The sequence below is a fragment of the Lysobacter sp. genome, assembly GCF_035655815.1.
Taxonomy (GTDB): Bacteria; Pseudomonadota; Gammaproteobacteria; order Xanthomonadales; family Xanthomonadaceae; genus Lysobacter_J.
This window is the reverse complement of record NZ_DASRTS010000044.1, coordinates 55135-81766: the sequence shown is the minus strand read 5'-3', so window position 1 is coordinate 81766 and position 26632 is coordinate 55135. Positions and strand designations below refer to the sequence as shown.

Below are 26632 nucleotides of genomic sequence, written 5' to 3'. Positions count from 1 at the left end.
GTCAGGGCCTGGCGTGACGGATTGCCGACAGGCGTGCACGCAGCCAATCCGCCGAGGACACGGCCGCCTGTCCCGCGCAACGCACCTGGTACGGCTTGCCGCTCATGCTGCTCTCAGTGCCGGCACGCTCGATGAACTGCTCGGCGCTAGCCACCAGGTCGCGCTTGCGCAGGTAGTCGTACTTGCGACGCAGGTGCGCCTGCGCATCCGCGGCCGGATACCACTTGCCGTTGCGCTGGAAGTGGCAGCCCGAGGCGCCGAGAGCCTGGATGAGCTGCTCGATCTCGCGCTGTGCCTGCGGCGGCGGTTCCGAGCGGGCCGGCATGACGGCTGCGCACAGCAGGAGCAGCGACAGCAATCCGCGCTGGAGGATCGCGCTGGTCATCGCCTTACAGCCCCGCGAGCCATGGACGCACCACGCCGGCCCAGATCGCGTAGCCGCTGCGGTTCAGATGCAGCTGATCCTCGACGAACAGCTCCGGCCGCGGATGGCCCTGTGCGTCGAGCATCGGCAGGAACACGTCGAGGTAGTCCACACCGCCGACACCTTTTGCATACTCGCGCACCAGCGCGTTGGCCTCGCGCACCTGCGGCAGCAGGGTCACGCGCGAGGGACTGGGCTTGATGGCGATGAAGGCGATACGCACCTCGGGCAGCGACGCGCGCACCTTGTCGACGAACGCCTCGAAATCGTCGCGCACCTGTTGCGGCGTGCGGCCTTCGAACAAGTCGTTGTCGCCCGCGTAGAAGACGACCGCGCGTGGCTGGTACGGGATGACGATGCGATCGGCATACCAGGTCGAATCGCGCACGCGCGAGCCGCCGAAACCGCGGTTGATGATCGGCACGCCGGGGAAATCTTCATGCAGCGACTCCCACAGCCGGATGGACGAGCTGCCGACGAACACGATGCCGCCTGGCATGCGCCGCACCACGGCATCCTGCTGTTCGAACGCGACGATGTCCGGCTCCCACTTCGTGGAGTCGCTCACCACCGCTGCGGGCGCGTCGACCTGCGGCTGCAGCGAGGAACAGGCGCCCAGCAGCATCAGCGACAGCAGAAGAACGGATCGGATCACGGAGGTAATTCCTTGCAAGTCGGTGGCGTGGGTTGTGGAAGGTGCCGGAGGTACGACGCGATGCTTCATCGCGCCCGCTGCGCCAGCCAGTCGTGGATGGCGCCGGGCACTTCGCGCTGGGCCCGGCTCGATACATAGATGCCGATGTGGCCGCCCTTGAACGACACCTCGCTGTAGTCATCGGTCCCGACAAGCCCTTTCAACGCCTTCGACGAGGAAGGCGGGACGAGATGATCCTGCTCGGCGTAGATGTTCAGTACCGGCATGTCGACGCGGCGCAGGTCCACCGTGCGACCACCGATCTCGATGCCGCCCCTGACGAAGCCGTTGCCCTGGTAGAACTGCTTGATGAACTGGCGGAAGGCTTCGCCGGCCTGATCGGGCGAATCGAAGATCCACTTCTCCATGCGCAGGAAATCCTCCAGCGCCTTGCGGTCGTCCAGCACGTCGACCAGTCCCACGTACTTCTGCACGAACAGGCGCCACGGCTTGAGCGTGAGGTAGCACCAGTTCATGACGTCGGCCGGAACGTTGCCCAGCGTGTCGACGAACAGATCCACGTCGAGGCCGCGCGTCCAGTTGGCCAGCATGTTGTCGCCGGTGTGGAAGTCCACCGGCGTGACCATGGTGACGAGGTTGTGCACCTTGCGCGGATTGAGCGCGGCGTAGCACAGCGAGAACGCCCCGCCCTGGCAGATGCCCAGCAGGTTGACCGCGTCCATCCGGTACTCGCGACGCAGATGGTCGATGGCGCCGCCGATGTAGCGCTGGATGTAGTCGTCCAGTTCCAGATAGCGGTCCGAGCGGTCCGGATACCCCCAGTCGAGCACGTACACGTCCTCACCGCGCTCCAGCAGGCCGCGGACGATGGACTTATCGTCCTGCAGGTCCACCATGTACGGCCGGTTGACCAGCGCATACACGATCAGCAGCGGCACGCGCGCGGTCGGTGCGCGCTCGCCGCGGAACCGGTACAGCACGACCTTGCCGTCGCGCCACACTTCCTCGCGGGCGGTCGCGCCGTAATCGACGTCGTGCACCTGGTGCAGCGTGTCCAGGCCAGCGCGCAGCTTGGCCTGCAGGCGCAGCGATTCCTGCGCGAGCGACTCGGGCGTGAATCCGAGAGGACCCTGGGCGTCCATCAGCGCTTCCTCGCGGTGCGCGGCGCGGCGGCGGCCTTCGCGGTTTTCGCCGCCTTCGCGCCGGTCTTCGTCTTGCCGGCGGCAGGCTTGCCGGCGGCCGGAGTCGGCTTTCCTGCCGGCTTCCGCGCTGCCTTCTGCGGCGTCTTCACCTTGGCCGGCTCGACGTCGACGTTGCCGGAAGGTGCGGAGGGCCACGGAGCGGCACGCTCCTCAAGCCGGTCGCGCATGCGGCGCAGTTCACGCTCCAGCTGCACGATCTTGCGATGCGCGGAATCCACCTCGGTCCGCGTCGGCATGCCCCACTGCGTGCACAGCTGCTCGACTTCCTTCTGCATGCGGCCGCGCAGCGCCATCTGCGCGTTGACCATGGCCGCATAGGCGTCGCGGAAGCGCGGCGAAAGTGCGATCTCGGCGTACGCCTCCTCGGCCGCGTCGATCCAAAGGTCGAACAGCGCGCGCACCGAATCGAGCTGGCGCCCCGGCGCGCTGCGTTCTTCCAGCTTGCGCTCGAAGCGGACGAAGGCGTCCTGCGCGGCCTCGGCGAGCAGCGCCTGGTAGGCGTGGCTCTGCTCCTGCACGTCGAGCTGTGAACGCGCCAGCTGCTGCCAGCGCTCCTGGTGCTCGCGTGCGAAACCGAACGCCGGCAGGTCCAGCCACGAACGCCCATCGCGCTGCCAAGGTTGCGACATCGACGCGAACTGTTGCGCCCACTGCGACGGATCCAGCTGCGCGCCGCCCGGCATCGCGCCGAGCATGCCGGCGAACGGATTGGCGCCATCGCCACCCAGCGCCTGCTTCCATGCACTGGCGATATCGGCCGCGGTGGCGTGCCGGCCGGCGAACTGCGCGGCCAGGTGCTGCATCTGGCCGAACCAGCCCTGTGCCTGCGTGTTGAAGCGCGCAACTGCCTCGTCGCCCTGTTCCATCCCGCCGCGGGCCAGCTGCGACCACCAGTTCACGGCCTCGTTCCAGCCAGGTACGGTGCCGCCTTCGCCGGGCACCTGCGAGCGCAGGGTTTCGCCCCACGCGTTCCAGTACCGCCGCGCCCATGTCTCGAATTCGTCCACGCCCTGCATCGCCATCGCCGCCCTGGGAAATCGCGGTCATGGTACCAACGCGACGTTGCCGCGCCGCGACGGGCCTATGGTTTGGGAATGTGCAGCGTCTTGCTGATCATCAGCGAGCCCGACAGCGCGAACATCAGCACCAGCGGATGGAACTGCCACGGGCCCAGCTGCACCATGCCCAGCCACAGGTCCGGTCCGATCGCGCCCCGCCACGCGGCAATCGCCAGCACCACCACCAGCAGCAGGCTGGTCGGGATCGGCGTGCCTTCGAAGTACTTCACCTTGTCGCCGCCGCCGGCCAGCGCTTCGGCGGTGACGTTGTAGCGCGCCAGGCGGCTGACGCCGCAACCGACGAAGTAGCTCAGCACGATCCAGTCCCAGCCGCCCTGCAGGCCGCAGGCATAGGCCAGTGCCGCCGGTGCGACGCCGAAGGAGATCACGTCGGCCAGCGAGTCCAGTTCGCGACCCAGCGTGGAGGCCGACTTGCGCCAGCGCGCCACGCGGCCGTCGAGCGCATCGAAAATGAAGGCAAGCGGGATCAGCGCCATGCCGATCAGCAGATCGTTGACCACGCCGTCCTGCAGGAAGCGCATCGCCGCGAAGATCGCCCCAGTCCCGCAGAACGCGTTGGCCAGCGTGAACCAGTCGGCGAGGTGGAACTCGCGCAGCATCGAGAAATGGCGCTTCATGCGGCGCTCCGTGTCCAGGCGAAGACGCCAGCGTGCCAAAGCGGACGTGAAGCCAGCAAGAGGCGGCTGGAATGCGGGGCGTCCGGCACCGCGCTCTCGCCGATCGCTTCGTCCCCTCTTACCCCTTCGTGCTTACCTCGGTATCGCGAGGTTAGACGCCTGAAGCGGCTTGCCCATGCCGCGGGGTGTCGTCGCGATGACGGCGTCGGCCGGCAGCGGGCCCGCGCCGTCGAGATACGCGCTGACGCGGTCCAGTGCCTCGTACACGTACGGCAGCAGCGGGACGTAGCGTGCGCCGTAATCGGGCAGGCCCAGGAACGCGTCGAAGTGCTGCGCGTTGCGGACCTGCCAGTAGCGCACGTCACGACCGGCGGACTGCGCGTGCCTCACGTACGGCGCACTGCTGAAGGCCTGCGGGATAAGTCCGTCGTCGGTGCCGTGGATCACCACCACGGGCAGGCCCTTGCGCGGAAGCTCCGCGCGGGTTGCGGCGATGCCGTCGCGAACGCGCCTGGCGTCCTCGTCGTTGCCGCTCCACAGCCCGCGCAGGCACTGCAGCGTGGTGAGCGGTGCGGTCGGATTCGGTTCCAAGATGTGCACGCCTGCACCGGGCGGAATGCCGCTGGCGTCGGCCCACCAGGCCGCACGTTCCGCGGGCGTCGCGGCACGCGGGGCCAGATCGGTGCCCAGCGCCGTGTAGCGGTTGCCGCAGCGCAGTTCGCCGAAGCCGTAGCGTCCGTAGGCGGACGCGTAGGTCACCGCCACCGCGCGCCACAGGTCGAAGCCAACCGACAGGGCGCCCGCACGCAACGCCTCGTCGGTCCAGCCGTCTGCCTTCAGTCGCGTGTGCGCCGAACGCGCCTGCGCTGCGGCATCGCTGCCATCGACCAGGCCGGCTTCCTTCAGCTGCGCGCAGCGCTGTGTCCACAGCGGCTTGGATTGCGCCGCCAGCGGGGGCTGCGGCAGGTTGTCCACGTCGAGCAGCGCGCACGGCATCAACAGCGCTGCCTGGGTGGTGTAGTCGTACAGTGGCCGCGCGCCCTCCACGTGGATGTTGGGCTCGCCCGCGACGACGGCATCGAGCCAGTCGCTGTCGCCCTCGGCCGCACGCAGCACGGCGCCGCCCCCGTTGGAGATGCCCACTGCGATCACGCGGGTGTTGTCGAAGGTGAACGGCGCGGCCTGCGGGAAGGCCTGGTCCAGCGACTGCAGCGCGAATTGCGCCGCCTGCTTCACGTGCCGGCCCCAGTCCGCCTCCGGGTTGTCCTTCGAGTGCGCGTGCTTGAAGGCGATGCCGGATGACGAAGTCGTCGCGGGATCGAACGCCAGCCCGTCGCCGCGGGCGCCGACGGTGCCGTCCGCGCGCACGCCCTGCCCCGCGTCGAGGTCGAAATAGTCCGTGCCGGCGCCCTTGTCGGTATAGGCGACGGCGCAGCCCTTCGGCAGGCCCCAAGCGCCGGCCACCGCGATCGCGCCATAGATGCCGCGCGAGCCCGAGGACGCCGACACCACCACGCATCGCCTGCTCACATCGAACGCATCCGGCACCTGCACCAGCAGGCGGTGCGGCTGGCTCGCGCCGGTGACCATGGCTAATGCGCTGAACTCGCGCCCGGGCACCGTTGCGGTGCTGCCATACAACTCGCCGAAGCCGCCACCCGGCGCCAGGTCCGCGATGCCGCGCCAGTTGCTCCACAGGGCCCGGCGACGCAGTTCCTCCGGCGTCGGCTGCGCGGCATCGGCGAAGGCCGGCGGAGTCATGGCACGCAGGCCGGGCAGCCCCAGGCCCGCGGTAAGCAGGTCGTCGCTGCCGCGATGCTCGGTGGCGCGCACTGCGGAGAACATCGGCGCGGCCTCCGCGGTGCGGGTCGGGGACGAGGTGCAGCCCGCCAGCGCCACCAGGGCACCGGCCAGGACGAGTCGGATGGGCGGATTCATGCGCCGAGCCTAGCAAGGCCTTCCGCGACGCCCATCGTACTTTCGTACCAATCCGACAGTGTCCTGCGTGTTTCCCTGCTTGCTAGGCTTGGCGATATGCCGACCTTGCTCATCGCCGACGACCATCCGCTGTTCCGCGCCGCGTTGCGCCAGGCGGCCATCGAGGCTGTGGCCGATGCGGACATCCGCGAAGCCGGCAGCCTGGACGCGGTGCTCGCGACGCTGGACGCCGACCCTGGCGTCGACCTGGTCCTGCTGGACCTGCACATGCCGGGCAACCACGGTCTGGCCGGCCTCGCCGCGATCCGCGCGCAGCATCCGGCCGTGGCGGTGGTGGTGGTTTCGGCCAACGACGACCCGCGCGTGGTGCGGCGTGCGCTCGACCATGGCGCGGCGGGCTACCTGCCCAAGAGTGCCGGGCTCGACGAATTGCGCGATGCGATCCGCGCGGTCCTGGCCTGCGAGCAATGGCTGCCCTCCTCGCTGCGCGGCGCGGTGGCGCGCACCCAGAGCGACAGCGGCGACGCCGACCTGGCCGCGCGCCTGGCCAGCCTGTCGCCGCAGCAGTTCCGCGTGCTCACACTGGTGGCGCAGGGGTTGCTCAACAAGCAGATCGCCGACCGCCTGGACGTGCAGGAACGCACGGTCAAGGCGCATCTGTCGGCGATCTTCGAACGGCTTGGCGTGCGCAACCGCACCCAGGCCGGAGTGGTGCTGCGCGAACTGGAACTGGCCGACCCGGCGCGCCAGATCGCCTGACGCGCCGGCCCGCGTTCAACCCTGCGCGGGCTGCGCCAGCGGCCGCACGTACTGCAGCAGGCTGACCAGCAGCTTGCCCGGTTCCTCCCACTGGACCATGTGCGAGGAGCGCTCGAACCACACGCCCCGCTTGTACGGCGCGGACACCCGATCCAGCCACTCCTGCGTCGGCTGCGACGGCGTGGTGTAGTCGTGCCGGCCCATGAACATCACCACCGGGATCGGGAACTGGCGCACGCCCTTCATGTCCACCTCGAGGAACTCCGGCAGCACGCGCCCCAGCGTGAACACGTTGCCCTCGTCGACGGCGCAGCGGTCGCGGTCGGAGTACTCGGGCGAAAGCAGCGGCGCGCCGAAGAAGTACTTCGACTCGTCGCGGAAAGCGCTCAGTCCGCCGTAGTACTGCGCCCACTTCCGCGCGGCGACGATGCGCTCGCGGGTGATCGGCGTGTTGCCCGGGTATGGCGCGATGGCTTCCAGCTCGCGCACGGCCTGCGTGTTGCCGTGCGCCCTGGCCTGCTGCAGCCCGTACTCGAAGCTGATGCGCTCGTTCTCGCGCACGTTGATGACCTGGCCGATCCCCACGTACGCGTGGAACAGGTCCGGGCGCTTCAGCGCGGCCTGCATGGAGATGATGGTGCCCCAGCTGTGGGCCATCAGGATCACCTTGCGCTGGCCGTAGCGCTTGCGCACGTACTCGGCGACCTCGATCACGTCGTCGACGTAGCGCGGGATGTGGATCGTGTCGCTGATGGACTCCGGCGCGGTCTCGTTGAACGTCTTGCCGGCACCGCGCTGGTCGTAGTTCACGACCGTGAAGTACTCCTCCATGGGCCGCTGGAACTGCCAGGTGGAGGGCATCAGCGGCGCGGCCGGTCCGCCATGCACGAACAGCAGCAGCGGATTGGCGCGATCCTGCCCGCGCACGCTGATCCACTGGTCGATGCCGCCGATACGGGCCTTGTAGGACTCCTGGATGCCGGTCGGCGCGACGATCCGGTTCAGATCGCGCACCACGGCGCGCGCGGGTTCCAGCGCGGACGTATCCCTGCATTCCTTCGCACCCACGTTCATGGACGCCAGTCCCAGCCACAGCAATGCACACCACGTTTTCTTCATGAGGACTCCCTGCTTCATGCGGCACCGGGCCTGCCCCGGTCTTCCGTATTGTCAGTGATACGGAAGACGCGGCGCCGGTTGCAGTCCTCATCGATGTGGTGGCTGCGGCGCGATCCGCCGCCTGCTGCTCAGCGATTGCGTCCGCTGGCCAGCCCGCCCTTCTGGCCGATCGCCGACATGTGCTCGCGGTTGCGGCTCACCGCCTCTCCTCCCTTGCGGCCTGCCGCGCGGGCTTCCTCGGAGTTGAACTCGTGCGCACGTCCGCTCTGATGCGCGGCACGCCCGCCCTTGCTGGCGATCTGCCGACGTCTCTCCTCGTCCATTGAGGCGAAGCCACGCTCGCGATTGCCGCTGCCCTGGTTCTGGTTCGCCATCTTCTATGCTCCTCTGCGATGGGCGGTCGCATCGCGAGCGCCACAGGCGTGAGGGCGCAACATCCATGCCAGCACCGCGCGTCGCCAGGCATGGCGCCGCGGCGGACTCGTGAGCGAAATAGCTGCGCGCTCATGCAGAAGTCGCATGCATGTCGCAACCAGCTACAAAGCCGACCTCTCGCGCAGGACATGTGTCCTGCGGTGATCAGGACAATGCGACCTCGCGTGCGGCGAGCGCGCGGTCGAGCATCGACTTGAGCGCCAGCGGCTTCACCGGCTTGGCAAGCAGCGAGAGTCCTGCTTCGTGCACGGCGCGGCGCACCTCCTCGCCGCGATCTGCACTGAGCACCAGCGTGGGGCGCGCGCCGAACCGCGCCGCCAGCCGTCCGGCCAGTGCCACGCCGGTGTCTCCATCGTCGAGGTGGTAGTCGAACAGCCACAACGCCGCGGGCGATTGCTCGAGCAGGCTGGCCGCCCGCTCACCATCGCGCGCGGTGACGACGTCGTAGTTCCAGCGGCGCAACACGCCGGCCAGCGCGTCCATCGCGAGCGGGTCGTTGTCCACCACCAGCACGCGCATCGACCGGTCCCGGACCGGAGACAGCGCGGGCATCGCCGGGCGCGATGCCTGCGCGACACAAACGCTGAACACGGTGCCGCGCCCGACATGGCTGCGCAGTCCCAGTGGGGCATGCAGCAAATGAGCGATGCGTTCGGCTATCCACAGTCCCAGTCCGAGCCCCTGCCCTGGCGCGTCCTCGCCACGGCGGAACTCCTCGAAGATCGCCGCCTGCTGTTCCAGCGCAATGCCCGGGCCGGTGTCGTGCACTTCGATGCGCAGGCCGTCGCCGTGATGGCGCACGCCCAGCAGCACGCCGCCGCGTTCGGTGTAACGCACCGCGTTGGCCAGGAAGTTCTGCAGCACGCGCCGCAGCAGTTGCGGGTCCGAATGCGTCCACGCGCGACTGGGCACGTAGCGGAACCGCAGTCCGCGCGCGGCCGAGATCGCGCGGAACTCCGACGCCAGCGGTTCCAGCACGTCCGCCAGCGGAAAGGCACGCGGCTGCGGCACCAGGCCGCCGGCCTCGATGCGCGACATATCCAGCAGGCCGGTGAGCAGGTCGTTGGTGGAATCCAGTGCGCCGCCGATCTGCGCGACCGTGTCGCGCTGGTGCGGGTCGCGCACCTGCTGTGCCAGCGAGTCGGCGAACAGCTGCGCGGCATGCAGCGGCTGCATCAGGTCGTGCCCGATGGCAGCCAGGAAGCGGCTCTTGGCCTCGTTGGCGCGCTCGGCTTCGCGCTTGGCGACTTCCAGGTCGGTGGTGCGTTCGGCCACGCGCTGCTCAAGCGTCTCGTTGGCCATGATCAGCCCCGCCTCGGCACGACGGAACGCGGTCACGTCGGTGAACGTGGCCACGAAGCCGCCACCGGGCATGGGATTGCCGCGGATCTCGATGATGCTGCCATCGGGCAACACGCGTTCGGACAGGTGCGGCGTGCCCGCGCGCATGAACGCGAGGCGCCGCTGCAACGCATGCTCCAGATCGTTCTCGTTCCAGCCGCGTGGAGGCAGGCGCTGCAACGCCCAGCGCGACAGCTCGGCGATCGGTCGTCCCACCTGCAGCAGTTCGTGCGGGAAGCCGAACAGCTCGGCGTAGCGACGATTCCAGGCGACCAGCCGCAGCTCCGCATCGACCACGCTGATGCCCTGGCTCATGTTCTGCAGTGCGGCCTCCATCACGCGCTGGTTGAAGCGCAGGTCGGCGGAGGCCTCGCCGACGATGGCCGCGACGGTATCCAGGTCGTGCCCCGTGGCGCGACGCGCGGCGTCCAGCAGCACGCGCGCGGATGCCGAGCCGAGCACCGCGGCGAGTTCGCGCTCCAGCCGTGCCTCGACGGCCGCCGCGACCGGCTTGCCCGGCACCGTGTCCTGCAGCACCTGCATCACCCGCTCGCGCGGAAGGAAGCGCAGGCCCGCATCGCGCAGGGTCTGCACGTCGAGGCCGCGTTGGGCAAGTCGCGGGGTTTCGCGGCGCCACAGTGCGGCCAGCACCGTGGCCAGCGTGCCGACGAACAGGCTCGCGCCCACGGCGCGGCCCAGCCGGCTCCAGCCGGTCAGGCCGAACAACCCGTCGGGCGACAACCAGCGCAACCCCATCGGTCCGGCGTCGATCCAGAGCGGCGGCGCGCCGCGGGCTTCCAGCGTCATCGGCAGCAGCAGCACCCAGGCCCACGCGGCGAAGCCGGCGACCACGCCGATCAGCGCCGCGCGCGGCGGCGTCTGCGGGCGCCACACCGCGAAGCACAGCACCGGTGCCAGCGTCGCCAGCGCGGAGAACGACACCGCTCCCACGTCGGCCAGCGCATCGCTGCCCGCCAGCAACCGGCTGTACGCCCACGCCAGCAGCATGATCGCGACGATGCCGCTGCGACGCAGCGCCAGCACGCTGCCGCGCAGGTCGCTGCCGTCGTTGCGCGCCCACGCGCCGCGCAGCAGGCCCGGCGCGAACCAGTGATTGCCGATCATCAGGCTCAACGTGAGCGTGCTGACCACCACCATGCCGGTCGCCGCGCTCAGTCCGCCGAGGAACGCGAACAGCGCCAGGCCGTGCTGCCCCTGCGACAGCGGCAGCGCCAGCACGTACAGGTCCGACGGCACGCCGGTTCCACCCAGCAACGCCTGCCCTGCGGTCGCCAGCGGCAGCACCGGCAGCGCGATCAGCACCAGATACAACGGGAACTGCCAGCGCGCCGTGCGCACGTCGCGTTCATCGCGGCATTCGACCACGCCGACGTGGAACTGGTGCGGCAGGATGAACATCGCCAGCGCGCCCAGCAGCACCAGCGGCGCGAATCCCTCGGCGGGGTCCGCGGGCGGTTGGAACGGTGTCTCAGGCAGTTCGCCCAGGCCGAACCAGACGAACGCGCCAAGCGCCAGCATCGCGGCCAGCTTGAACACCGACTCGAACGCCATCGCCAGCACCAGGCCGCGATTGTGCTCGGCCGCGCTTGCGCGCCGCGTGCCGAACAGCATCGCGAACAGCGCCATGGCCAGCGCCACGTACAGCGCACTGTCCTGCCACGCCGGCGCGATAGCCCCGGCGGGCGAACGCGTGGTCAGCATGGCGAAGCTCATCGCCACCGCCTTCAACTGCAGCGCGATGTACGGAATCAGGCCGAGCGCCGCGACCAGCGTCACCACCGCGGCCAGCCACGCGTCCTTGCCCAGCCGCGTGGCGATCAGGTCGGCCAGCGAGGTCGCGTTGGTCTCGCGCGACAGGCGCACCAGCCGCATCATGAAAGCGATGGCCAGCGCGTACAGCAGGATCGCGCCGAGGAACGTCGGCGGCAGCGGCCAGCCGTACCGCGCCGCCTGCGTCACCGTTCCGTAGAAGGTCCACGACGTGCAGTGAACCGCAAGCGACAGCGAGTAGACATGCCGCCAGTGCCGCGCCAGCACCGTCGGCCTCCGCTCGGCGTACAGCGCCGTGCCGAACATCAGCGCCAGCCACGCCAGGCTGGCCAGCGCCACGGCGGTGAAGGTCAGCATGGGCATTCAGCGCGGCTCATGGCGGGAGGATAGCCAAAGCCCTCGTCCTTTGTCGGTGGGCTTCGGGTGTGTTTCGGGTCGGGCGACGCTCCGGCAATCGTGGCGTGCGGTTTGAATCACTGCAGAACAGCCAATGGATTCCACCTTTCGCTGGAATGACGGTGACAAGACTGCTCGCGTGACGGCCTGGATCCCGGCGTTCGCCGGGATGACGGTGAGGGTGAGCAACGCTCGAGCCCCTCTCCCCACGGGAGAGGGGTTGGGGTGAGGGTCGGGACGTGCGGTGCGCTGACGATCGCGGCGCGTGGGTGTCGATCGTTCGCGGAACCGCAAATGGATTCCAGCTCCCGCTGAATGATGGTGACAAAACTGTGCGCCTGACGGCCTGGATCCCGGCCTTCGCCGGGATGACGGTGCGGGTGCGTGACGCATAAAGCCCCTCCCGCCGGGAGAGGGTTGGGGTGAGGGTCGGGATGTGCGGCGCGCTGACGATCACGGTGCGCCGTTTCGATCATTTGCCGAACTGCAAATGGATTCCAGCTTTCGCTGGAATGACGGTGACAGGACTGCTCGCGTGACAGCCTGGATCCTGGGCTTCGCCGGGATGACGGTGAGGTGCGGCAACACCAAAGCCCCTCTCCCCTTGCGGGAGAGGGGTTGGGGAGAGGGGTAACCGTCAGAAGTCGTACCGCACCGCCAGCGAGTACTGGCGCGGCGGGCCGTAGAAGCCGGTCAGCACGCCCAGCGCTGCGTTGAGGTTGTAACCGGTGGTGCGGTATTCCTTGTCGGCTAGATTGGTGCCCTGCAGCGACAGCGACCACGCGTCGTCGATGCGCCAGATCACGCCGGCGTTGACCAGACCGTAGCCGTCCTGCGTGATCGGCTGCGCGCCGGTACGCACGATCTCGGTGGTGGCGACCACGTCGCTCTGGTAGCTGTAGCCCACGCGCGCCGACAGGTTGCCGCCGTTGGCCAGGTCGGTGCGGTATTCGACGTTGAGCGCGCCGGAGAAGTCCGGTGCGTTGGTGAATTCCTGCTCGTCGGCGATGTTGACGCCGGCGTACATGAACTCGTCGTACTTCGCGTCCAGCCAGGCCAGGTTGCCGGTGATCAGCCAGTTCGGCGTGGGCAGCCACTGGTACTCGACCTCCACGCCGTCCACCGTGCCCTTGCCGGCATTGGTGAAATCGCCGAAGAAGGCATCGTCCACGCCGTCGCCGTTGCTGTCGTATGCCGTGAACACCGACAGCTGGATGTCCTCGTACTTGTTGTGGAACGCGGCCAGGTTGAGGAACAGCGTCTGGTCGAGGAAGGCCATCTTGCTGCCGATCTCGTAGCTGTCGACCGATTCGTCGTCGAACGGTTCGGCCGAACGCGGCACCGCGGTGGCCTGCGCGCGGATGTTGTAGCCGCCCGACTTGAAGCCGCGCGAGGCCAGGCCGTACACCATGATGTCCGGCGTGATCTGGTAATCCAGCGAGATCTTCGGCGAGGTGTTCTCGAAGCTGATGCGCTTGTCGAACTGCGCCGCTATCGGCGTCGGGTTGTTGGCCGCGCAGCGCACCGCCAGCGTGGTGAAGGTGGCATCGGTGTAGCAGCGGTTGAGCACCACCGCGTGCTTCTTCTCGTCGGTGTAGCGCGCACCGACGTCGAGCTTGAGCTTCTCGGTCAGGTCGAACGTCCAGTCGGCGTAGGCGGCGAACTGGTCGGTGTACACCGTGCCCTGCGTATCGCCGAAGGACAGGTTGAAGAAGTTGTTGAGCACCTGGCCGCCGGCTTCGCCGTCGAAGGCGTACAGGCCGACCACGCCGCGGCTGCGGCCACCGGCGTCGTAGTTGACCTGCAGCTCGTTGGTCACCTGCTCGTCGCTGTAGAACGCCTTCACGTCGGCGACCTTGTTGGGCAGGGTGTCGAAGTCGATGTTGGTCTCGGTGTCGGACTCGCGCTTGGCCAGGACGTACTTGACCGTCCAGTCCTCGCCGGCGCGCCAGTTGACGGTGGCAGATGCGCCCTTCATGTCGGTGTCGTTGACGTTGGGCATGCCGCTGCGGATGTCGTAGCGCGAATCCAGCGGGGCGAAGCCGGGCGCGAAGCGGTTGGGCGCCAGCATCTTCGCGCCGCGCACGCCGGACTGGTCGTCCATCCAGTCGAAGGCGAACTGGATGTCCAGGTCGTCGTTGACGTAGGCACCCAGCTGGCCGCGCAGCGCCAGGATTTCCTTGTCGCTGACTTCCTGTCCACTGAACAGGTTGTCGCCATAACCGTCGCGGTTGAGGCTGGCCACCGCGATGCGGCCACGCAGCGCGCCATCGCCCACCGAGCCGCTGGCCGCGGCGCGCACGTCGAGCTGGTTGTAGTTGCCCACCGTGATGGACGCATGGCCGTCGGGCTCCACCGTCAGGCCGCGCGAGATGTACTTGATCGCGCCACCGATGGTGTTCTTGCCGTACAGCGTGCCCTGTGGGCCGCGCAGCACCTCCACGCGCTCGACGTCGAACACGTCCAGCAGCGCGCCCTGCGGGCGGGCGATGTAGACGTCGTCCATGTAGATGCCGACGCCGGGGTCCACGCCCCACAGCGGGTCGGACTGGCCGACGCCGCGGATGTACGCCGTGACCGTGCTCGACGAACCGCGCGCGGCATAGATGGTGAGGTTGGGCACCTGTGCGTCCAGGTCGCTCAGGTCCTCGACGTTGAGCTTGTCCAGCGCGTCGGCGGTGAACGCGGTGACGGCCACCGGCACTTCCTGCAGCGTTTCCTCGCGCTTGCGCGCGGTCACGGTGACGCCGCCCAGCGTGGTCGCCCGCGCGCTCTCTTCGGTCTGCCCGCTTACGTCCTGCGCCCAGGCCGGCGGCGCCAGCAGTGCGCAGGCGATGGCGATACCCAGGTGTTTACGCTTCATCATGTGACGCTCCTCCCCCATCGTTGGCCGCACCCCGGTTCGTTGCCGGACGCGATGTGATCGACGGACCCTCCCCCGTCATTGCGACCAAGCCTAGGGCCGGCCCACTGCCGACCGCTGCTGTACCTTCGGACAATGCCGGACGCGGGATCCGCCGCGGAGACTGCCGGGGCCGCACTTTCAAGCCGTCATTCGCGCGAAGGCGGGAATCCATCCGTCCGACACGACCGCGCCGCCCGAAGGTGCGGGCACTGAAGAATGGATCCCCGCCTTCGCGGGGATGACTCCTGAAAGCAGTTGGCGGCTGCAATCCATCTGTACGGGGACTCCATGGCATTCCTGATCGTGCTGGCCGCGCTGTGTTTCCTGATGTTCGTGGCCTATCGCGGCTACAGCGTGATCCTGTTTGCGCCGGTGGCGGCGCTGGGTGCGGTGTTGCTGACGGACCCCTCGCTCGTGGCGCCGATGTTCACCGGTCTTTTCATGGACCGCATGGTCGGCTTCCTCAAGCTGTATTTCCCGGTGTTCCTGCTCGGCGCGATCTTCGGCAAGCTCATCGAGATCTCCGGCTTTTCCAGGTCGATAGTCGCAGCGACCATCCGCCTGTTCGGCGCGGGCCGCGCGATGCTGTCGATCGTCGTGGTGTGCGCGCTGCTCACCTATGGCGGCGTGTCGTTGTTCGTGGTGGTGTTTGCGGTATATCCGTTCGCAGCGGAGCTGTTCCGCCAGAGCGACATTCCCAAACGTCTCATCCCCGGCACCATCGCGCTGGGCGCCTTCACCTTCACCATGGACGCGCTGCCCGGCACGCCGCAGATCCAGAACATCATTCCCACCACGTTCTTCGGCACCAACACCTGGGCCGCGCCCTGGCTGGGCACGCTGGGCGGGGTGTTCATCCTGATCGTCGGCCTGGCGTACCTTGAATGGCGCCGCCGCGTGGCGCTGGCGCGCGGCGAAGGCTACGGCACGCAGCTGGTCAACGAACCCGCGCCGTTTGCCGGCGATTCGCTCGCGCATCCGCTCATCGCGATCCTGCCGCTGGTGCTGGTGGGCGTGGCCAACAAGCTGCTCACCGTGGCCATCCCGCGCATCTATGGCGAGAGCCACAGCTTCGATCCAGCGGTGATCGGCGGCGCCGCGCCCGTGGTGCAGGAAGTGTCGAAAGTCGCCGCCATCTGGGCGGTACAGGGCGCATTGCTCATCGGCATCGCGACGGTGCTGGCGTTCGCGTGGAAGCCGGTGATGACGAGCTTCGCCGAAGGCAGCAAGTCGGCCATCGGCGGGGCGTTGCTCGCCGCCATGAACACCGCGTCCGAATATGGTTTCGGTGCGGTCATCGCCGCGCTGCCCGGCTTCCTCGTGGTCGCCAACGCGCTGGCTGCGATCCCCAATCCGCTGGTGAACCAGGCCATCACCGTCACCGCGCTGGCGGGCATCACCGGTTCGGCCTCCGGCGGCATGAGCATCGCGCTGGCGGCGATGGCGGACACCTTCATCGCCAACGCCAATGCAGCCGGCATTCCGATGGAGGTCCTGCACCGCATCGCGGCGATGGCCTCAGGTGGCATGGACACCCTGCCCCACAACGGCGCGGTCATCACGCTGCTGGCGGTGACCGGGCTGACGCACCGGCAGGCCTACAAGGACATCTTCGCGATCACGCTGATCAAGACGGCCGCGGTGTTCGTGGTCATCGGCGTGTTCTACGCGACCGGGCTGGTCTGACCGGCTGGTCTGAACTGCGCGCATGCCCACCTGAACAGGCCTCGGCGGCCCGATCCTTTCACCCCCTGCCGACGCCTCTCCCCGGAAAGTCACTCACCTGTCCCCGAGAATCCGTCGGGAGAGGTGTTCCCATGGCCCGCCCCATCTGGACCGGCACCCTGTCGTTCGGTCTGCTGAACATCCCGGTCAAGCTGATGACCGGCGAACGCCGCGTCGACCTGTCCTTCCGCATGCTCGACAGCCGCAACAACGCACCGATCCGCTACGAGCGCGTCAACGCCGAGACCGGCGAGGAAGTGCCGTGGAAGGAGATCGTCAAGGCGTTCGAGTACGACAAGGGCAGCTATGTGGTGATCGAGGAATCCGACATCGCCGCGGCGGCGCCGGACCACAAGGAGTCGGTGGACATCGACACCTTCGTGCCGCTGGAATCGATCGGGCCGGAGTTCTTCGAGAAGCCCTACGTGCTGGAACCCGGCAAGAAGGCCGAGAAGGGCTATGTGCTGCTGCGCGAGGTGCTCAAGCGCACCGGCCAGGCTGGCGTGGGGCGCGTGGTGATCCGCACGCGCGAATACCTTGCGGCGGTGGTGCCCAAGGACGAAGCGTTGCTGCTGCTGATCCTGCGGTTCGCGCAGGAGCTGGTCGATCCGGCGGACTACAAGCTGCCGGAGGGCGGGTTGGAGAAATGGAAGATCACCACGCGCGAGGTCACCATGGCCACGCAGCTGATCGAATCGATGAGTTCGGAATGGAAGCCGGACGATTACCAGGACGACTTCCGCGAACGCCTGTCGAAGGTGATCGAGGATCGCGTGAAGTCCAAGCGCGTGGTGCGCACGCCGGCAGCCGCCGAGGAAGCGCTGCCCGAAAACGCCGCCACCAACGTCATCGACTTCGCCGACCTGCTCAAGCGCAGCCTGGAAAAAAAGGGCGCCAAGCCGGCGCCGGCGAAGAAGACCGCGGCCAAGAAAGCGACCAAGAAAACCACCGCGCGCAAACGCACGGGCCAGAAGTCGGCATGAGGTGGACGGGTGGCGCTGCGCAACGGACTGCGGGGTGACGAAACATGGCCATGCATCTGACCAGTGCCGAGCGTGTCGTCTACGCCGAAGCGGGCATCACCAAGGGCGCGATCGCCGATTACTACCGCGCCGTGTCGCGCTGGCTGCTGCCGGAACTGGCGCGTCGTCCCCTCTCGCTGGTGCGCTGCCCGAGTGGTGCGTCGGCGCAGTGCTTCTTCCAGAAGCATCACGCCGCATCGCTCGGCGAACACGTGCAGTCCATCCGCCTGCGCGAGCTGGACGGAGAGGACGACTACCTCTACGTCGAGGACATCGAGGGCGTGCTCGAACTGGTGCAGATGAACACGCTGGAGTTCCACGTGTGGGGTTCGCACGTGGACTCGGTGGAAACGCCGGACCGCCTGGTGTTCGACCTCGATCCGGCCGAAGGCATCACCTGGAAGGACCTCAAGGCCGCTGCACGACAATTGCGTGACCGCCTCGCCGAACTTGGCCTGCGCAGCTGGGTACGGCTGTCGGGCGGCAAGGGCGTGCACGTGGTCGTGCCGATCCGGCCGGGCCCCGACTGGGCGCAGGTGAAGGCGTTCTGCGAGGAGTTCGCCGATTCGATGGTCGCGCTGGCGCCCGACCGCTACATCGCCACCGCCTCGCGCAGCGCACGCGAGGGCCTCATCTTCATCGACTGGCTGCGCAACTCGCGCGGCGCGACCAGCGTGAGCAACTGGTCGCTGCGTGCGAGGCCCGGGGCGCCGGTGGCGATGCCGCTGACCTGGGAAGAGCTGGGCCGGGTCACGCGCACGGCCGCCTTCGACATGCGCCGCGCGCTGCGCCGCGCCCGCACGCTCAAGCGCGACCCCTGGCACGCGATGTATCGCTCGCGCCAGCAACTGCCTTCACGCGCAAGCTGAATCGCCGTCAGGCGACATCAACGCCCTCCTCGTGCAGCATAGGGGCATGTCTGCCCGTCTTCTCATCGTCTGCAAAGGGAACATCTGCCGAAGCCCCATGGCGGAAGTATTGCTGCGCGAACGCCTCGCGAACACAAACCTGAACATCGAATCCGCCGGCCTGGCCGCAATGCGCGGTGCCCCGATCGATCCGCGCGCCGAAGCATCGCTGCAGCGTCACGGGTTGACTGCCGCCTCGCACGTGGGGCGCCAGGCGAACAAGCAGATGCTGCAGCAATCCGACCTGGTGCTGGCGATGGAGCAGCGCCAGGTCGCGGCGGTGCTTGCACTGTGTCCGACCTTGCGTGGACGCGTGCTGATGCTCTCCCACTGGGTCGGCGGAGAGGACATCGAGGACCCTTACGGTCGCCGACAGGAAGTGTTCGATGCGGCTTTCGACCGCATTGATGAGTGCGTTCGCGCGTGGCACACAAAGCTGTGATGTATTACGCGCTTTGCTTCATGCACGTGCGCGAAGGGTGAACGATTCATTCATCTGAACCTAAGTTATCGCCTGCATCGGCTTCACCGCGGTGAACCAGCTGAATTTCATCTCATCATCAACTCACGGCCCCTAGATTCATTCGCGCACGGAGGCAATGGCGTCTTAGAACCAGAAAACAGATGCCTTCATGCCAAGCGAATTGGTTGTTGTCGGTGCGCATGCACACGGAACCCAACACCCCACGTTCTGATCCGAGGTGCGTGCATGAGGGACCCCAAGCTGGTAGCTGCCAGCGCAATCGCGTTGGCCGTGACGTTGTTCGCGATCTTCTGGATGAGGCCACTGGCCCGGAAGATCGGACTCGTCGATCGGCCGGACGCGCGCAAGCATCATCGCGGCAGCATCCCGCTGATCGGCGGCCTGTGCTTCTTCCTCGGCACGCTGGTGGGTCTGAGCTACCTGGGTTATTTCGACGGCTTCGTGACGAGCCTGCTGGTCGCCGGTTCGCTGATCGTCGTCGCCGGCGCGCTGGATGACGCCAGCGACCTCAGCGTCACGTCGCGACTGTTGATAGAGGCCGGCGCGGCGGGCCTGGTGATCTTCATGTCGGGCTTCTACGTCCACGACCTGGGCGAGATCATCGACACGCGCCACATCGACATCGGCCTGATCGGCATTCCGTTCACCATCATCGCGGTGATCGGCCTGATCAACGCCTTCAACATGATGGACGGCATCGACGGCCTGGCCGCTTCGATGGCAATGGTATGCATCGCGGCGATGTTGCTGTTCGACGAATCGCCCTGGTCCTCGCCGGGCGTGATGCTGATGCTGCAGGTGCTGTTCGCCGCCCTCATCCCCTACCTGCTGGTCAACCTGGGCTGGCCCGACGGGCGCAAGGTCTTCATGGGCGATGCCGGCAGCACGCTGATCGGCTTCGTGCTGGCCTGGGCCCTTATATATATGAGTCACGCCAAGGTGGGCCGCATGGCTCCGCCCGACGTGCTGTGGTGCGTGGCGCTGCCGGTGATGGATACGCTGGCGGTGATGTACCGGCGCATGCGCATGGGCCGCTCGCCGTTCCGCGCGGACCGCCAGCACCTGCACCACCTGCTGCTCGACACCGGCATGCCCTCGCGCCTAGCGCTGGTGATCATGATCCTGGCCGCCGGTGCGCTGGTGATGCTGGGCTACGGCCTGCGCAACATGCCGCAGTCGGTGGGCCTGGCGGCGTTCGTGCTGGTGCTGGCGCTGCACGTGTGGTGGGTGCCGAAGCTGCTGATGCGCCTGCACGGTCGCTGGCCGACCAAGGTGCCGCGCCCACCGCTGGCCGTGCACACCGCGCCGAACACGCACAGCCACGAGATCTCGTTCCTCGCGGGCCTGGCGCGCTTCGACGACCGCGACGATGCCGTCGACAACGTCGATGCCGCCCCGGCACGCGCTGGTCTCTCCCTGCCGCTGCCGACCATCACCAGCATCGCCGAACGCGACGCGTCCACGGACGAGGCACCCGCACCGGTGCGCGCTTTGTGCGTGCTGTCCGATCCGCCCGATGCCGTGCAGCTGGCGCCGTTGGCGCAGCAGCTCGCGCGCGATGACCGCTTCCAGACCACGGTCTGCGTTGCAGGCGGTTCCGAGCACGACACGCCGCAGGTGCTGCGCCTGTTCGATCTCTCGGCCGACGTCGCCATCGACGTGCCTTCCACCAGCGAAGACCCAGCGCAGATCACGTCCAGCGCGCTGGGCGACATGAAGCGCGTGATGAACGAAGTGCAGCCGGACCTCGTGCTGGTGCCTGGCGATGCACCGGCCTCGCTGGCCGCCGCGCTCGCCGCGCATTACCAGCAGGTGCCCGTGGTGTGCGTGGACGGTGGGCTGTCGCCGCCGACATCGTCCGCGTCCGGCGAGGACCCGGGACGTCGCCTCGCCCGTGCGCTGGCCTCCCTGCATGTTGCATCGAGCCAATCGGCGGGACGCCAGCTGGTAGCCGAAGGCGTACCGGCCGACCGCGTGCTGGTCAGCGGTGCGTCCGCTCCCGACACGCTCAACGCCGTGCTGGCCCGCATGACGCCGGAAAGCGAAGTGGGCCTCGAAATGGCGCAGCGTTACGCGCCGCTGCGCGACGGTCATCCGATGCTGCTGGTGCTCGCCCATGCCACCGACGAATTCCGCGCCGCGCTGCTCGAACGTGCGATGCGCCGCATCGCCTCGCATCGACCGGACGTGGATGTGGTCTGCACAGGCTGCCGCACGTTCGATGCCGATCGCGGCAATGCGACGCCGGACAACCTGCATTACATCGATCCGCCCGATTACCTGTGCGCGCTGCATCTGCTGCGGCGTGCCGACGTCGCGTTCGTCGGTCGCGAACTGCATGCCGAGGCACTGGCGCTGGACGTGGAGCTGCTCGCATTCGAACCGTTGCACGCCCCGGCCGAAGCCCAGGCGCGCGTGCACTTCATCGGCAAGGACGCCGAGGCCATCGCCGAACACGCGCGTCGCCTGCTCAACGACGTGGCGGCGCGGACGGCGGAATCCGGCGGCGTCGCCGACGGGAACAACCAGACCATGGGCGATGCGCAGCTTCGCATCGCCGACGCCTTGGCGGGCCTGCGCCCCGCAGCTCATGCATCCCTGACCCTGTCGCGGGATGCAGGTTCGCCAAACCATGTCGGAATGGATCGCGCGTGGGAGGCCACATGACCCCCGCGATCCCTCCTCCGTCGCTGCACCTGCCTCAGACCGTCCGGTCGTGGGTGCGAACCCTGCGGTGCCCCGCAGCGTTCGTGCGCGACGTTCCGCCCGTCCTGCCCTCCCCCAACGGTAACGAACCATGGCTTCTTACGTGATCAACCGGGCGGATCCGCCCTATGCCGTGCCGCCCGCCGCCACCGCGGCCCGCGAGGACGACATCGACATCCCGACCCTCGTCTCGACGCTGAGCGACAACAAGTGGCCGATCCTGATCGGCACGCTGGTGTTCTTCGTCGCGGCGGTGACCTACGTACTGCTGGCCACGCCCAAATACGAAGCCAACGCCGTGGTGCAGGTGGAAGCGCGTCCGCCGAGCGTGCCCGGGCTGAATTCCAGCAACAACACGCCTGCGCCTCCGGTCGTCGATGCACCGGCCGCGACGGAGACGCAGTTGCTCACCTCGCGCCGCGTGCTGGGGGAGGCCATCGAGCGGCTGAACCTCGATACCGTCGTCAAGCCGGTGCGCATGCCGCTGATCGGCGACAGCGTCGCGCGCGCCAACCAGCGCCTCAATCCCGGCCAGCTCGCTTCGCCATGGTTCGGCCTGAGCAGCTATGCCTGGGGCGGCGAACAGGTCGATATCGGCCGTTTCCAGTTGCCCGAGCATCTGGTCGGCATGAACCTGCAGCTGATCGCGGGCGAGCGTGGCCGTTACACGCTGCTCGATCCTGAAGGCAACACGCTGCTCGAAGGTCGCGTCGGCCAGGTCGCCAGCAACGGCCGCGGCGTGTCGCTGGAAATCGAGCGCCTGGTCGCCAACCCGGGCACGCGCTTCGAACTCAAGCGCCTGAACTCCATGGCGATCATGGGGCAGCTGAAGAACGACATCACCGTGACCGAGCAGGGCCGCAACTCCGGCATCATCGGCATGACCTATGCGCACGCAGATCCGGTGCGTGCCAAGCAGGTGCTCGACCAGGTCACCCAGGCGTACGTGCGCCAGAACGTGTCGCGCAATTCGGCCGAAGCCTCCAAGCGCCTGCAGTTCGTGACCGAGCAGCTGCCCAAGGTGCGCCGTGAACTGGCCGACGCGCAGGCCCGCCTCAACGAGTTCCAGTCGCGCACACGCACCATGGACGTGGGCATGCAGAACCAGGCGCTGCTGAACCAGAGCGTCGCGCTGGAACAGAGCATCCAGCAGCTGCAGGTGCAGCGCGCCGACATCGCCAGCCGCTACACGCCTGAGCATCCGGTGTACCAGTCGCTGATGCGCCAGATCGGCCAGTTCGAGGCCAAGAAGAACCAGATCCAGGGCCGCATCGGCGCGCTGCCCGACACGCAGCAGGGCCTGTTCCGCCTGAACCGCGACGTGGAAGTCATCAACCAGACCTACGCCAACCTGCTCGACCAGGCGCAACAGCTGAACATCGCCGCCGCCAGCGCGGTGGGCAACGCGCGCGTGATCGACCCGGCCGACGTCAACATGGACAGCCCGTCGTGGCCGAAACCGCTGATCGTGATCCCGGGCGCGACGCTGCTCGGCGCGATGCTGATGATCGCCTTCGTGCTGACGCGCCAGATGTTCCGTCGCGGCGTGGAAGACCCGGTCGACATCGAACTGCTGGGCCTGCCGGTGTACGCGTCCATTCCCTTCAGCGCCAAGGGCAAGCAGCTGCAGCCGGGCCAGTACCGTCGCGACGGCCGCCAGCGCCTGCTGGCATTCCGCTCGCCGTCGGACCTGGCGATGGAGGCGTTGCGCACGCTGCGCACCAGCCTGCACTTCGCGCGCTTCGAGATGAAGAACAACATGCTGATGATCTCGGCGCCGTCGCCGGGCGTCGGCAAGACCTTCGTCTGCGCCAACCTTGCCGTGACCATCGCCCAGGCCGGCCAGCGCGTGCTGCTGATCGACGCCGACATGCGCCGTGGCACCGTGCATTCGGCACTGGGCACGCGTTCGGAGAACGGCCTGTCCGAACTCATTTCCGGCCAGATCGATGCCGCCACCGCGGTGCGCCGTGTGCCGGGCACGGACAACCTGTCGTTCATCTCGCGCGGCCGCATTCCGCCGAACCCGTCGGAACTGCTGATGCACGAGCGCTTCCCCAGGCTGCTCGACGAGCTTTCCCGTCAGTACGACATCGTGGTGATCGATACGCCGCCGGTGCTGGCCGTGACCGACGCCGCGGTGATCGGCCACCACGTCGGCACCTGCCTGATGGTGGTGCGCTGGGGCCTCAACCAGCAGCGCGAGATCGCGCTGGCCAAGCAGCGCCTGGAACAGAACGGCGTGGAAGTGCGCGGCGCGATCTTCAACGCGGTGCAGAAGCGTGGCTCCGGCCAGTACGCCTACACCTACTACGACTATCAGCCGGTGCAGGATCCGGCCCCGGCGCGGTGACCCGATGCGAACCCAGATAACGATGTCCCCCTACTACGGCACCCCGGATTTCTCGCGGCTGGTCCGCGCCGGGGAGCCGGCTCCATCGGTCGACGAGGTGTCCGTCGCCGACCTGCTGCTCAACGCGTTCGTGTATCCGCCCTACTCGATCTACGAGGACGTGCGGCTGGTCACCTTCGGCTTCTGCCCGCACGACGACATGCACAGCGCGCCGCGCTTCCATTTCAAGTTCCGCAATGCAGGCGAAGTGCCCGAGCGGGCCGCCAGCGAGCAGGACTGGGTGGGCGTGTACCACCGCCTGCTGTGCGAGGCGGTGGAGCGGACCTGCGCGCAGATGCACTCGCCATGGCTGCTGCAGAGCGGCGGCAAGGACTCCACGACGCTGGCCATCGCCATCGCCGACGCGCGTCCGGACACCACCTGCATCACCTACCTCGGCGGTACCGAGGAAGACGAGGTGGAATCGGCGACGTATGTCGCGCGCACGCTCGGCCTGCGTCATGAAACGCTGGTGTGCGACCCCGGCCGCGCCTACGACCGCTACCTCAACGTGGTCGCGCGCATGCCGCTGCTCACCGCCGACTTCGCCCTGCTCTCCTGCATGGACCTGGGCACCGAGGTCGCCGCGCGCGATGGCGATGGCGTCATCGACGGCCTGGGCGCGGACAGCTACTTCGGTACCCCGATGAGCCGCCGGCAGCACATGCTGCGCGGACTGGCCTGCGGAATGCCGGTGCCCAGCCGCCTGACCGAGATGCCCGGCATCGATCGCAGCTTCAAGCTGTGCTACCTGCTCAGCACGCTGCGCATGAATCCCATCGAGCGCGTGTTCCCCGGTTCGCGCTTCACCGACGAGGAGGTGGACGAACTGTTCGGCCGCCCGATCTCGCACGAGTCGCGCCAGCGCCTGGCACTGTTCAAGGAAGAGATCGACTCGGCGACGAGCGCGTGGGAATGGCGCGACATGTCGACATCCATCGCGGGCTCGGCCGGCGCGTTCGCGAAGGGGCTGTACGCGACCGCCGCCCTTTCGCTGAAGGCCGCCTACCCGTTCTGCGACCTCGCGCTGCGCGAGTGGATCCATCGCGAGGTGCCGCGCTACCAGAAGGTAGACCCGGCCACCGGCCTCAACAAGCTGCTGATCCGCGAACACATCGCCACGCGCTTCGAGCGCCTCCCGTACGTGCAGAGCAAGGGCAGTTTCCGCTTCGACGTGCGCGGCCTGGCCAGGCAGCGGTTCGACGTCGTGCACGATATCTCCAGGAAGACCGCGGACCTGCTGCCCGGGGCTCCCGCATGGCTGGAGCGCAACCGCAAGCGGCTGGACAACAAGTACCACGCATCCCGCTTCTACCTGCTCGCGGTGGTCCTGCCATGGCTGGACGCGGCACGCTCGCAACCCGCGGCCAATGATCCCGGCTTCCAGGCGGCTTCGCCGCAAGCGGCCTATGCCTGATCGGCTGCGTCGCTCATTCACGCAGGCCCTGCTGCTCGCGGCCGTCATCCCCGCGCCGCGCGCATCGGCAACCGCGCGCGCCCGCGGCAAGGGACGCCAGGACGTGCGCCGCCACGGTGCGCGTGGCGACGGCACGCACGACGACACCCGCGCGTTCCAGGACGCGATCGATGCGCTGCCGGCCGACGGCGGAACGGTCGACGTGCCGCCCGGCGACTACCTCATCGACGCGCTGGTCAGCGTGAAGCTGCGCAGCAGGATGCACCTGGCGCTGGCGCCTGGGGCACGGCTGCGGGCAAAGCCGAACGATGCCGAACGCGCGTACGTGATCACCGCCCAGCACCTGCAGGACGTGGAAATCTCCGGCGGCCGCCTCATCGGCGAGCGCGGCGCGCACCGCGGCACGACCGGCGAGTGGGGGCATGGCATCGCGATCCGCGGATGCGACGGCGTGACCATCCGCGACATCCACGTCTCCCATTGCTGGGGCGACGGCATATCCATCGGCAGCACCAAGCATGCGGGCGGGATTCTCCCCAGCAACGACGTCGTGATCGAGCGCGTGCAATGCGTCGGCAACCGGCGTCAGGGCCTGACGATCGGACGGTCGCGTCGCGTGCGCGTCTACGACTCCCACTTCCTCGATACCGGCGGCACGCTCCCGGGCGCCGGCATCGACGTCGAACCCGATCCGGGCGAGATCGCGCGCGACGTGCTCATCGCCCGCTGCGTCATGCGCAACAACGAGGGGCCGGGCGTGGTCCTGTACAAGCACGTGTTCGACGCCACCGTGCGCGACTGCCTGATCGAGTCCAACCGCGCCCACGGCGTGCTGGTGCTGGGCGCCCGGGATTGCGTGATCGAGGAAAACACCATCCGCCTGAACCGCATCTCCGGCGTGGGCGTGCGGCCTGGCGCACGCGAAGTGACCATCGCGCGCAACGAGTTCCACAACAACGGTCCCCGCTCACGCGGATCGAAGCGACATGTGGACATCGCAGAAGCCACCGCGGCGATCCGCGTGAATGCGGACAACCGTTTCCTGAATTGAGCGACGCCTCATTCAGCTTGCGCGGCGGCGAGGCACCTCACGCCGCGCTCTCCGAGTCATGAACTTGAATACGCACGCGCACTGACCGGTTAAGTGCGCTTTCTTTGCACTCGCGCACAGATACGCGAATCGAACCCATCCGTTCATCACCGTCATGGCGGTGTGAGGTATGGTGCGCGTCAGTCACGAACATGATCGTGGCGTGATTGGCAAGCGAAGTCGGCGTGACGACATGGATTTTCGCAGGCCCCCGTTGCCGATTCAGC

Annotated in this window: 18 protein-coding genes and 1 pseudogene; 9 read left to right on the top strand and 10 right to left on the bottom strand. The window is 67.9% G+C overall.

What is annotated here, in order from left to right; translation table 11 throughout:
- Position 1: 1 nt before the first annotated feature.
- From VFE83_RS12820 to VFE83_RS12795, 6 genes are all read right to left on the bottom strand, one after another.
- The gene (locus VFE83_RS12820) at positions 2–385 is read right to left on the bottom strand and encodes a DUF5329 domain-containing protein (RefSeq protein WP_324906713.1); all 384 of its coding nucleotides are present in this window, start codon (positions 383–385) and stop codon (positions 2–4) included.
- 4 nt (positions 386–389) lie between these two features.
- A complete protein-coding gene (locus VFE83_RS12815; protein ID WP_414674741.1) occupies positions 390–1049 on the bottom strand; it encodes an SGNH/GDSL hydrolase family protein in 660 nt (219 codons plus the stop codon).
- A gap of 95 nt (positions 1050–1144) precedes the next feature.
- Complete coding sequence (locus VFE83_RS12810; RefSeq protein ID WP_324906709.1) at positions 1145–2221, bottom strand: class III poly(R)-hydroxyalkanoic acid synthase subunit PhaC; 1077 nt, start codon at positions 2219–2221, stop codon at positions 1145–1147.
- A complete protein-coding gene (gene phaE, locus VFE83_RS12805; RefSeq protein ID WP_324906707.1) occupies positions 2221–3297 on the bottom strand; it encodes a class III poly(R)-hydroxyalkanoic acid synthase subunit PhaE in 1077 nt (358 codons plus the stop codon). Before phaE ends, VFE83_RS12810 begins: the two co-directional genes overlap by 1 nt.
- A 65-nt stretch (positions 3298–3362) precedes the next feature.
- Positions 3363–3977: a CDP-alcohol phosphatidyltransferase family protein gene (locus tag VFE83_RS12800; RefSeq protein WP_324906705.1), complete on the bottom strand. Its 615-nt coding sequence runs from the start codon at positions 3975–3977 to the stop codon at positions 3363–3365.
- Between the two features lie 132 nt (positions 3978–4109).
- Complete coding sequence (locus VFE83_RS12795; RefSeq protein WP_324906703.1) at positions 4110–5915, bottom strand: 3-hydroxybutyrate oligomer hydrolase family protein; 1806 nt, start codon at positions 5913–5915, stop codon at positions 4110–4112.
- 96 nt (positions 5916–6011) lie between these two features.
- On the opposite strand from VFE83_RS12795, the gene VFE83_RS12790 reads away from it, so the two are divergent.
- Positions 6012–6674, top strand: coding sequence for a response regulator transcription factor (locus VFE83_RS12790; protein ID WP_324906701.1), 663 nt, complete (start codon positions 6012–6014; stop codon positions 6672–6674).
- 15 nt (positions 6675–6689) lie between these two features.
- On the opposite strand, the gene VFE83_RS12785 is transcribed toward VFE83_RS12790, so the two are convergent.
- From VFE83_RS12785 to VFE83_RS12770, 4 genes and pseudogenes are all read right to left on the bottom strand, one after another.
- Entirely contained in the window at positions 6690–7793 is a 1104-nt protein-coding gene (locus VFE83_RS12785; protein ID WP_324906699.1) for an alpha/beta hydrolase, read from the bottom strand.
- Positions 7794–7927: 134 nt separating this feature from the next.
- Positions 7928–8167: pseudogene (locus tag VFE83_RS12780) on the bottom strand (KGG domain-containing protein); the annotation flags it as partial.
- Between the two features lie 205 nt (positions 8168–8372).
- Complete coding sequence (locus VFE83_RS12775; protein WP_324906778.1) at positions 8373–11717, bottom strand: hybrid sensor histidine kinase/response regulator; 3345 nt, start codon at positions 11715–11717, stop codon at positions 8373–8375.
- Positions 11718–12393: 676 nt separating this feature from the next.
- On the bottom strand, positions 12394–14619 hold the full coding sequence (locus tag VFE83_RS12770; protein ID WP_324906697.1) for a TonB-dependent receptor: 2226 nt from the start codon (positions 14617–14619) through the stop codon (positions 12394–12396).
- Between the two features lie 330 nt (positions 14620–14949).
- Between VFE83_RS12770 and VFE83_RS12765 the strand changes: the two genes are divergently transcribed.
- From VFE83_RS12765 to VFE83_RS12730, 8 genes are all read left to right on the top strand, one after another.
- Positions 14950–16347, top strand: a complete 1398-nt coding sequence (locus VFE83_RS12765; RefSeq protein ID WP_324906695.1) for a GntP family permease — start codon at positions 14950–14952, stop codon at positions 16345–16347.
- Between the two features lie 131 nt (positions 16348–16478).
- Positions 16479–17369: a Ku protein gene (locus VFE83_RS12760; protein ID WP_324906693.1), complete on the top strand. Its 891-nt coding sequence runs from the start codon at positions 16479–16481 to the stop codon at positions 17367–17369.
- Positions 17370–17413: 44 nt separating this feature from the next.
- Complete coding sequence (gene ligD / locus VFE83_RS12755) at positions 17414–18277, top strand: non-homologous end-joining DNA ligase (RefSeq protein ID WP_324906691.1); 864 nt, start codon at positions 17414–17416, stop codon at positions 18275–18277.
- A 31-nt stretch (positions 18278–18308) separates the two neighbouring features.
- Positions 18309–18758: a low molecular weight protein-tyrosine-phosphatase gene (locus VFE83_RS12750; RefSeq protein WP_324906689.1), complete on the top strand. Its 450-nt coding sequence runs from the start codon at positions 18309–18311 to the stop codon at positions 18756–18758.
- Positions 18759–19025: 267 nt separating this feature from the next.
- The gene (locus VFE83_RS12745; RefSeq protein ID WP_324906688.1) at positions 19026–21467 is read left to right on the top strand and encodes a UDP-N-acetylglucosamine 2-epimerase; all 2442 of its coding nucleotides are present in this window, start codon (positions 19026–19028) and stop codon (positions 21465–21467) included.
- Between the two features lie 130 nt (positions 21468–21597).
- Positions 21598–23859, top strand: coding sequence for a polysaccharide biosynthesis tyrosine autokinase (locus VFE83_RS12740; protein ID WP_324906687.1), 2262 nt, complete (start codon positions 21598–21600; stop codon positions 23857–23859).
- Positions 23860–23881: 22 nt separating this feature from the next.
- The gene (locus VFE83_RS12735) at positions 23882–25315 is read left to right on the top strand and encodes an asparagine synthase-related protein (RefSeq protein WP_324906685.1); all 1434 of its coding nucleotides are present in this window, start codon (positions 23882–23884) and stop codon (positions 25313–25315) included.
- The gene (locus VFE83_RS12730) at positions 25308–26366 is read left to right on the top strand and encodes a right-handed parallel beta-helix repeat-containing protein (protein WP_324906683.1); all 1059 of its coding nucleotides are present in this window, start codon (positions 25308–25310) and stop codon (positions 26364–26366) included. Before VFE83_RS12735 ends, VFE83_RS12730 begins: the two co-directional genes overlap by 8 nt.
- Positions 26367–26632 lie beyond the last annotated feature (266 nt).

Bases quoted from the DNA above. Each gene is read 5' to 3' on its own strand.
- VFE83_RS12785 (WP_324906699.1), bottom strand. From the start codon at position 7,793: ATGAAGAAAACGTGGTGTGCATTGCTGTGGCTGGGACTGGCGTCCATG.
- VFE83_RS12730 (WP_324906683.1), top strand. From the start codon at position 25,308: ATGCCTGATCGGCTGCGTCGCTCATTCACGCAGGCCCTGCTGCTCGCG.
- VFE83_RS12795 (WP_324906703.1), bottom strand. From the start codon at position 5,915: ATGAATCCGCCCATCCGACTCGTCCTGGCCGGTGCCCTGGTGGCGCTG.
- VFE83_RS12790 (WP_324906701.1), top strand. From the start codon at position 6,012: ATGCCGACCTTGCTCATCGCCGACGACCATCCGCTGTTCCGCGCCGCG.
- VFE83_RS12760 (WP_324906693.1), top strand. From the start codon at position 16,479: ATGGCCCGCCCCATCTGGACCGGCACCCTGTCGTTCGGTCTGCTGAAC.
- VFE83_RS12800 (WP_324906705.1), bottom strand. From the start codon at position 3,977: ATGAAGCGCCATTTCTCGATGCTGCGCGAGTTCCACCTCGCCGACTGG.
- VFE83_RS12765 (WP_324906695.1), top strand. From the start codon at position 14,950: ATGGCATTCCTGATCGTGCTGGCCGCGCTGTGTTTCCTGATGTTCGTG.
- VFE83_RS12820 (WP_324906713.1), bottom strand. From the start codon at position 385: ATGACCAGCGCGATCCTCCAGCGCGGATTGCTGTCGCTGCTCCTGCTG.
- VFE83_RS12810 (WP_324906709.1), bottom strand. From the start codon at position 2,221: ATGGACGCCCAGGGTCCTCTCGGATTCACGCCCGAGTCGCTCGCGCAG.
- VFE83_RS12770 (WP_324906697.1), bottom strand. From the start codon at position 14,619: ATGAAGCGTAAACACCTGGGTATCGCCATCGCCTGCGCACTGCTGGCG.
- VFE83_RS12740 (WP_324906687.1), top strand. From the start codon at position 21,598: ATGGCTTCTTACGTGATCAACCGGGCGGATCCGCCCTATGCCGTGCCG.
- phaE (WP_324906707.1), bottom strand. From the start codon at position 3,297: ATGCAGGGCGTGGACGAATTCGAGACATGGGCGCGGCGGTACTGGAAC.
- VFE83_RS12745 (WP_324906688.1), top strand. From the start codon at position 19,026: ATGAGGGACCCCAAGCTGGTAGCTGCCAGCGCAATCGCGTTGGCCGTG.
- VFE83_RS12775 (WP_324906778.1), bottom strand. From the start codon at position 11,717: ATGCTGACCTTCACCGCCGTGGCGCTGGCCAGCCTGGCGTGGCTGGCG.
- VFE83_RS12735 (WP_324906685.1), top strand. From the start codon at position 23,882: ATGTCCCCCTACTACGGCACCCCGGATTTCTCGCGGCTGGTCCGCGCC.
- ligD (WP_324906691.1), top strand. From the start codon at position 17,414: ATGGCCATGCATCTGACCAGTGCCGAGCGTGTCGTCTACGCCGAAGCG.
- VFE83_RS12815 (WP_414674741.1), bottom strand. From the start codon at position 1,049: ATGCTGCTGGGCGCCTGTTCCTCGCTGCAGCCGCAGGTCGACGCGCCC.